This window comes from Amycolatopsis sp. NPDC051373, from assembly GCF_040689465.1.
GTDB lineage: Bacteria > Actinomycetota > Actinomycetes > Mycobacteriales > Pseudonocardiaceae > Amycolatopsis.
The window spans coordinates 1-6,754 of the sequence record NZ_JBFBAE010000065.1; the positions used below are offsets into that span (position 1 = coordinate 1).

The window sequence follows — 6,754 nt, forward strand, 5'->3', positions numbered from 1 at the left end:
AGGCATCGTCGTCACGTCGGCCTCCTCATCAATTGTGCTTGCGGCTACCCGGCCTCCGGCCCCGCAAACTTCCACGCGCTCCACGGTGGACTCGCCGCGATGACGTCCAAGGCGATGTCCACCGCCAATCAGCAGCGACCCAGGGCCACGCGGCCTCACCGAAGGCTTGGCGCACCCACGCGGCGTCCGTGGCTTTGAAGTGACGTTCTGTCGCGCCGAGACGTCGAGCCGCGTTCCGTGCCGAGACGGTTCTCTCCACGCCCGAACCGTTGAGTCCTGCGCCGCCACCTCGATCCGGAAAACGGTGCTGCCGGCCGCGCTCGGCGCGACGCGTACCCCCCACCGGACGTCGTCAACCGTCGATTTTTTCAAGCACGGGTTTACCGACATCCGGAGCGGGGAGGTGCGCGCCGGCAGCGCCTTCACGCCGCCGTTCGCCCGATGGGCGCAGCGTCGTCGGCCGCCGGCCAGGTCAGTCGGGCGGTTCCTCGGCGGGCGCCGCGCCGGCGCGGCGAGCGTCTTCGTCGAGGAACTGCCGGGGGTCGACATCGAGATCGGGAACCTCCGGGGTGCCGGGTGAGACCGGTTGGTCCGGGTAAAGAGGAGGGGTCGATTCGGCCATGGCCGGCGCCTTTCCGTGGTGTGGCGCTGTCGGTGCCGGACGCCGCCAAGCAGCCGACAGGTCCTGGGCTGGCGGGATATCCCCCGGTGAGCGTGCGAAACACGCCTGCAGGACGCCGGGTGGTCCGGACGCGGTTCCCGCGGGCACATCCGCTGCGCGGCTCCCTCGCACCCGGACGAAGTGACCGCATTGAGGTGTAGCCGCAACTCGGCGGGTTTATCCGGCACCGTGACGACAGCCGCCTGCGGTTACGTGCTCCCGCTCAGGCACGAGTGCGAGCCGGACCTGACCGAGCTCACCGGTTACCTGCGCCGGTTGACCACCCCGCGGAAGTGGTGGTCGTCGACGGCTCCGCCGGCCCGTGCTTCGAGCGGCACCGCCGGGCGTGGGGCACCGTCACGATGTGTCGTCCGACCCGGATCTCCGTTGCGCCAACAGGAAGGTCGCCGGCGTGATCACCGACCTGCGCCGGGTGTGGGCAGAACGGGTGATCATCGCCGACGACAACGGCCGCTACGACGCCCGCAGCCTCCCCGCGGTGGTCGGTGTCCGCTCGACGAGGCAGATCCGGTCGTGCCGCAGAACTACTTCCGGCCGCTGCCGTGGCGCTGCCGGTGGGACACCGCGCGCAGCCCCGTGAACCGCGCCCTCGGGCACGACTACCCCGGCACTCTGGCCGTGGGCCGCGAGCCTTTTCACCGGTTCGGCTGCTACGACGGCGGGGTGCTCTTAGAGAGTCTCGAACTGGTCAGGACCGTACGCGCGGGCGGCGGTACCGTGCGGCACCCGCTGTCTCCTCCGGTCCGCCGGCTGTCATCGGATGTGGCGACCTTCTGTCCCAGCGCGTCCGCCAGGCTTACGACAGCTTCGCTCAGCCGTGGCGGCTGGCCGCCGAACTCACGCTCATCCCGGTCGCGGTGCTGGCAGTTCGCTGCCGCGGACAAGCGTTCGGGTGGCCGTGCTCGTCGACGAGCGGGCCATCGGCGAGCCGGGGGCACCGCGGTGCTCCCGCCCGGGGCAGTACACAGTGGACGCCGCTGTGGCCGGCCGAGCGGGCGTGCGCAGCTGGTTGGCCGCGGCGCCCGCCTGCTGCGCGGGGACGCGCGTACCGCGGCGGACGGCTCCGCGTGGCGGCTCACCCGCCGGCCCGCTTGCGCGACCGCCGTGTTCCCTCAGCCGATGCGTCCGGCCACGAGGTTCACGGGGAGCCGCCCGACAGCATCGGCGAACCACCCGCGGCGGCGTCACCCGGATCGGCCGCGCGCGATTGACGGGATTCATCGCGGGTAGCCGAAAGCCATGACGAACACACACGACAGCGGTGGCGACACGGCCACACCACGCCGCCTGCTCACCGCGGTAGAGCGGGCACACGCTCTGGACCCGCCCGCCGAGCGAGTCGCAAAGGCGTTACGGCGGCTCTTCGGGAAAAAGGCGGGCCGGACGTTGCGCGGCCGCGAGCTCGGGCATCCGCTGCACCCGCTGGCCGTCACCCTGCCAATCGGGGCTTGGGTCTGCTCGGCGCTGCTCGATGCCTTGCCGGGCAACGAAACCGCCGCTCGGCGGCTCGTGGCCATCGGCCTGCTGACCACACCTCCGACGGTGGTGCTGGGTGCGGCGGACTACAGCGAGCTGGAGGAGCCGGCCCAGCGTCGCGTCGGGCTCGCCCACGCCGGAGCCAATGCCCTCGCCGCCGGGATCTTCCTGGCCTCCTACGTCGCTCGGTCGCGTAGTGCGTCCATGGCCGGCAAGGTGCTGAGCCTGCTCGGCCTGCTGGTGCTCAGTTCCGGAGGCGCGCTCGGCGGGCACCTGTCCTACGCCCAGGGCGCCGGCGTCTTCCGCTGGCAGCCCGGGAGCACGGAGACACCGCGATGACCGACTTCCTGGCGATCTACCTGCGCGATCAACTCGCGCTCGGCATGGTCTGGCGGGCAGTCGCGCGTCGCGCCCGGGACCACAACAAGGACACCCGCCTCGGCACGGCACTGGCCGAAGCGGCCGAAGCGATCGCCGAGGACGTGCGGACTTTCGAGGCGATCATGCACGCTCTCGGGGTGCGGCCCAACCCGGCCAAGGTCGCGCTGGCGTCCGTCGCGGAACGGTTCGGCCGCCTCAAGCGCAACGGCCGGTGGCTCTCGTACTCGCCACTGAGCCGCTTCCTGGAGCTGGAAGTCCTCGCAATGGGCATCGAGGGCAAGAAGATCCTCTGGCACACCCTGGGCGAGGTGGCCGGTCTGCGCGAACGACTCCCGGGTACCGACTTCGACGAGCTCCTCGTGCGGGCCGCGCGGCAACGGCAGACGCTCGAACCGTTCCGGCGAGAGGCCGGCACCCGCGCGTTCACAACGCAACCCTGAGCCGACCACCCGCCGCCTCCAACCCCGGCCCACGACCGAAGTCCCGCTCGCGATCGGCGAAGCGGCAGCACCGGCGCCGAACCGGCCATCGTGGACGGTCGCCTCCGCAAGAAACGCCGCCGAGTCGGCCAAGGTATTTCCCGGGGCCCACGGCTGTGACCCCGCGGAGCACGGCCGTCGTCCACCTGTGCGGACGACCTACTTGAGTGCCGCTCGGCCGCCCGGGCCTCGATCCGCCGGCCCCAGCGGCTGCCGTGCCTGGCCGCTGTTTCCCCTCGTTCCGGGCAACTTTCGATCGGACCGACACTTTCGTCAAGGCCGTGCTCCAGTTCAACCTCGCCTGCGACACCGTCCACCGCAAACAAGGGCTCGCCGCTATCGAAGACCTCGAAGCCGACGGGCTGGAGGGGCGCGTGGAACCCAGCGCATCGTTCGAAGAAGAGAACCAAGAACACAACCACGCATCTGGCACGGCCCGGACGGCGCCGGAGGCACCAGCTGGGCCGGCGAGGCCCAAATCGGGTACCTCATGAAACCCCAGCCTCTCGGGCCCCCGGCACCGCACCCAAGCCCGGCCCCGCCGTCGACGGCACCTACGCCCCGGCCCGGGACGGGCAAGTCGCGGCGAAGGGCAAGGCGAAGTCCGCCAAGCGCAAGCCAAGTGCCTGCGTACGGCGGCCGGGCGCACAGCCGGGCCGCGGCGTCGGCTGATTTCGCCCGTCCACGCCAGGAATTCACTCACCTCGTTCGCCGAACGGGCCGTTCACCTCTCGAGTCCACCATCGCCCGCCTTCAACGCAGCGTCCTCCTCGTCCTGGACACCCGTAATCCTCTACCGCCTCCCGTTACACCACGCATAGCCGTCGAGGCGATGTTCCTGGATCCGCAGGTGCAAATCCATGTCGGGATGGTCGGTGAGCTGGTCCAGCTTGCGCTCGGTGTCTTCACGCAGTCGTGGGTCCACGTCGGCTACCTCCTGATACCGCCGAGTGCTGACCTCGTGATCAAAGCTGCCGGTTCACGCGCTACTCGGCGCCCGACCGAACGCAGATACGCTCACGCCCGCAAACACTGGAACCATCTCGACAGAGACGTAACCGCTTGGCGCCGCGACACCGGCGAGACCGCTGCGTGCTTAGGACCTCGCAGAGCTGCGCGACCGAGGAGCCCATCGCGGTGGTCGACGTGCTCGCCGACAGACCTGAGGACCACCTGCGCCACCCGTACAAGGAGCGGCGCAGATGGTCCAGCGGCTGCTCTCCGGCGTCGCACCGCCGCTGCAGCTGGTGTCGAGCACGACCGACCGCAACGCCGCCCTGGCGCGGACGCGGCCGGAGGCCGGCGACGTCCGCATCAAGGGCGTCATGGCCAAGCTGGTCGACGCCCGCTACCGGCCCTGCCGGACCGACGCGTGGGTGAAGGTGCGGCAGGTGACGGTCGTCAACGCCGTCGTCGTCGGCGTGGCCGGCGACCCCGACGAGCTGAGCGAGGTCGTGCTCGCCCGCCGCGACGCCGTCGGCGCGTGGCGCCAGATCGGTCTGTCCCTACCGCTGGCCCCACGGCTGGGCCGGCAGATCGGAGTTCGGATCACGCTCACCGGCGAGCCCGCGGCCGACACCTCCGCCGGCGGGCTCGGCCGCGGGCGGACGCAGTACCTTCCGGTGCGGCCCGAGGTCTTCGTCGAAGCCGAGACCGTCCCCGCGGTCGAGTCCTTCAGCAGCCCGGCAGCGGCCGCGCGTGCACCGCGCGCGGCCCGATCTCGACGCCGACGACGTGCAGCCCGGCCGCGGCGCGGCGAGCGCCGGCTCGTACTTTCCAACCTGGACAAACCGTTGTACAGCAAGGGGTTCTGCAAAGCCGAGGTCGTGCCGTACTACACGCACGTCGCGCCGTTCCTGCTGCCGCACATCAGCCGGCGGCCAGGCCACGTTCGTGCGATTCCCCGACGGCACCCGCCCCAGCGAATTTGGTGAGGTGTGCAGAGATCACGCGGTCCAGCTCGAGCGGGACTTTGCGCAGTAATCGGGTTTATGGCCGCGGCGCCAGGGTACGGACTGCCGTACAAACGGACGAGAGCCGCCCGTTCGAAAGGAGAGTCAGCCATGACCAGTGCAGCACGCCCCGCCAGCTCCGCCTACGGAGGGCAAGCCGTCCACGCCGGCCCGGCTCCTGCGGCAACCGCGAGGGAGACCAAACCGGCCTTCAAGACCACCGAATTCTTCGTCTTTCTCGCTGGTGTAGTCGCCATCGTCATCACGGCGCTGACGGTCGACGGCGACGCCAACACGGGCGGCGACCCGTTCAACGCCGAACAAGCACTTCGCTACATCACCTTCCTCGCAATCGGTTACATGATCAGCCGGGGCTTGGCCAAGGCAGGCGCCCGCCAGCGCAGTGCCGATCGCCACTAACACGACCATGGCCATAGTCGGCATCTCGACGCAGCAAAAATCTCCGAAAAAGTCATGCTGTGGGGCATGTCGTTGCGTTCGGAGTCACGCCGCCAGGTAAACGCCCGACGCCCCGGCAAGCAGGCGGCGTGGCTGGCCTTCGTGGACATCTCCACGCGCTACACCGCGGTGCCGCTGCGTTCGGACGAGGGGTCCTGCGCGAGGTTGTGCAGGACCTCTCCGACCTATCGGGCAGCTACGGACCATCGTGCGGACGCCGGGCCGCTGACCTCCCCGGAGGGGGGAGCCTGGTACCACCGGGGCCGATGCCATCATGACCGTTTGGCTCAGCTGCGGGAGTTCTTGTCCGGCATCCGCGGCTCGGAGGGCTGGCACCAGTCGGCGACGGGCGCCGCAGCCGGTGCCGGCGCATCTCGAGCGCGAACAGGCCTGGCCGCTCCACGGTGACTGCCGTGGCGCGCTTGCCCGCATGATGGACCAGGTGTCCCGCAGCAACCTCCGGTTCGGCCGGCTCGCCGCCGTCGGTGAACCCCCTTTGGCGCACAACTGCCCTGTGATCGGCGAAGACCGCGCCGTCGCCACTGCAGGCGGTGCCGACCTTGTGGGCGCGTTCACACGCCGAGCCGGCTGTAGAGGCGTCCGGCGAGGGCGGCGGCGAGCTGGTTGAGGTGCGCGGTGGGGTCGAGCTGGGCGTACTGGCCCAGCAACTCCGCCACGGCGTGCGCCTCCGTCTCCGACAACAGTGCGACACACCGCTCCCGGCGTCCCTGCTCGACCATCCGCCTGAGGACGCGGGCGTAGTCCTGGAGATCGCGCACCCCAGTGAGGCCGTACGGGTCGTGCCGCGCGACCGAGTCAGTCATCCCGCGTCATCCTTCCGAGTGTCGTTGTCCGCAGGCGCTGCGCGCTGACCTGCGGATCTTCGTGGCCCGGCGGTCGGCCCGCCAGAGCCTCAACAAATCTATGGCGACGGGGGTAGACATTCAACCTCAGGCGTGTGTAGTCTTCTGCTCATACCGAGAGAGACAAGGTCGAGCAGGCGCGGGAGATGACGAACTACCCGCGAGGTGAGACAGAACGGTCAGGCAGGACGAAGCCAATCGTTGGACAGGTTTCGGCTGGTGACCCGTGAAGTACCCCGGGATCGGGCAGGGAACACGCAAGCAGCAAGACCGATCCCGGCGAGGTAATGCAGTAGCAGGAAAGCAGCAGTGACAAGTCAGCTAGTGCAGGAACGGTCAGGTGGCCGGAGCCGATTCCCGACGGGGCTCCGGGCAGTGACCAGCGGCGTGACGCGTGCTGGGGCCGATCAGTGGAAGGGTTCCAGCCGGTGACGTTCGCAGCAGTCGCAGTACACGAAGTCG

General features: G+C 69.8%; 8 protein-coding genes. 6 read left to right on the forward strand and 2 right to left on the reverse strand.

Going from position 1 to position 6,754, the window contains the following annotated elements; genetic code table 11:
- Positions 1-304 precede the first annotated feature (304 nt).
- The 4 genes from AB0383_RS49875 to AB0383_RS49890 all read left to right on the forward strand — a co-directional run bounded on the left by AB0383_RS49875 (position 305) and on the right by AB0383_RS49890 (position 2,979).
- Positions 305-580, forward strand: a complete 276-nt coding sequence (locus AB0383_RS49875) for a hypothetical protein (protein WP_364190466.1) — start codon at positions 305-307, stop codon at positions 578-580.
- 493 nt (positions 581-1,073) lie between these two features.
- The gene (locus AB0383_RS49880) at positions 1,074-1,262 is read left to right on the forward strand and encodes a hypothetical protein (RefSeq protein ID WP_364190463.1); all 189 of its coding nucleotides are present in this window, start codon (positions 1,074-1,076) and stop codon (positions 1,260-1,262) included.
- A gap of 659 nt (positions 1,263-1,921) precedes the next feature.
- Positions 1,922-2,497 carry a DUF2231 domain-containing protein gene (locus AB0383_RS49885; RefSeq protein WP_364190460.1) on the forward strand — a complete coding sequence of 192 codons (576 nt, stop codon included), beginning with the start codon at positions 1,922-1,924 and terminating at the stop codon, positions 2,495-2,497.
- The gene (locus tag AB0383_RS49890; protein WP_364190458.1) at positions 2,494-2,979 is read left to right on the forward strand and encodes a hypothetical protein; all 486 of its coding nucleotides are present in this window, start codon (positions 2,494-2,496) and stop codon (positions 2,977-2,979) included. The genes AB0383_RS49885 and AB0383_RS49890 overlap by 4 nt, the downstream gene beginning before the upstream one ends.
- An 832-nt stretch (positions 2,980-3,811) precedes the next feature.
- On the opposite strand, the gene AB0383_RS49895 is transcribed toward AB0383_RS49890, so the two are convergent.
- Positions 3,812-3,943 carry a hypothetical protein gene (locus tag AB0383_RS49895; protein WP_364190455.1) on the reverse strand — a complete coding sequence of 44 codons (132 nt, stop codon included), beginning with the start codon at positions 3,941-3,943 and terminating at the stop codon, positions 3,812-3,814.
- Between the two features lie 277 nt (positions 3,944-4,220).
- Between AB0383_RS49895 and AB0383_RS49900 the strand changes: the two genes are divergently transcribed.
- A complete protein-coding gene (locus tag AB0383_RS49900) occupies positions 4,221-4,952 on the forward strand; it encodes a hypothetical protein (protein WP_366191685.1) in 732 nt (243 codons plus the stop codon).
- A 129-nt stretch (positions 4,953-5,081) separates the two neighbouring features.
- Positions 5,082-5,390, forward strand: coding sequence for a hypothetical protein (locus tag AB0383_RS49905; protein ID WP_364190450.1), 309 nt, complete (start codon positions 5,082-5,084; stop codon positions 5,388-5,390).
- 611 nt (positions 5,391-6,001) lie between these two features.
- Here the strand turns inward: AB0383_RS49905 and AB0383_RS49910 are convergent.
- Positions 6,002-6,253, reverse strand: a complete 252-nt coding sequence (locus AB0383_RS49910) for a hypothetical protein (protein ID WP_364190448.1) — start codon at positions 6,251-6,253, stop codon at positions 6,002-6,004.
- Positions 6,254-6,754: the final 501 nt, after the last annotated feature.

Excerpts from the sequence above, each read along its gene's own strand:
- AB0383_RS49905 (WP_364190450.1), top strand. The coding sequence starts at position 5,082 with ATGACCAGTGCAGCACGCCCCGCCAGCTCCGCCTACGGAGGGCAAGCC.
- AB0383_RS49890 (WP_364190458.1), top strand. The coding sequence starts at position 2,494 with ATGACCGACTTCCTGGCGATCTACCTGCGCGATCAACTCGCGCTCGGC.
- AB0383_RS49910 (WP_364190448.1), bottom strand. The coding sequence starts at position 6,253 with ATGACTGACTCGGTCGCGCGGCACGACCCGTACGGCCTCACTGGGGTG.
- AB0383_RS49900 (WP_366191685.1), top strand. The coding sequence starts at position 4,221 with ATGGTCCAGCGGCTGCTCTCCGGCGTCGCACCGCCGCTGCAGCTGGTG.
- AB0383_RS49885 (WP_364190460.1), top strand. The coding sequence starts at position 1,922 with ATGACGAACACACACGACAGCGGTGGCGACACGGCCACACCACGCCGC.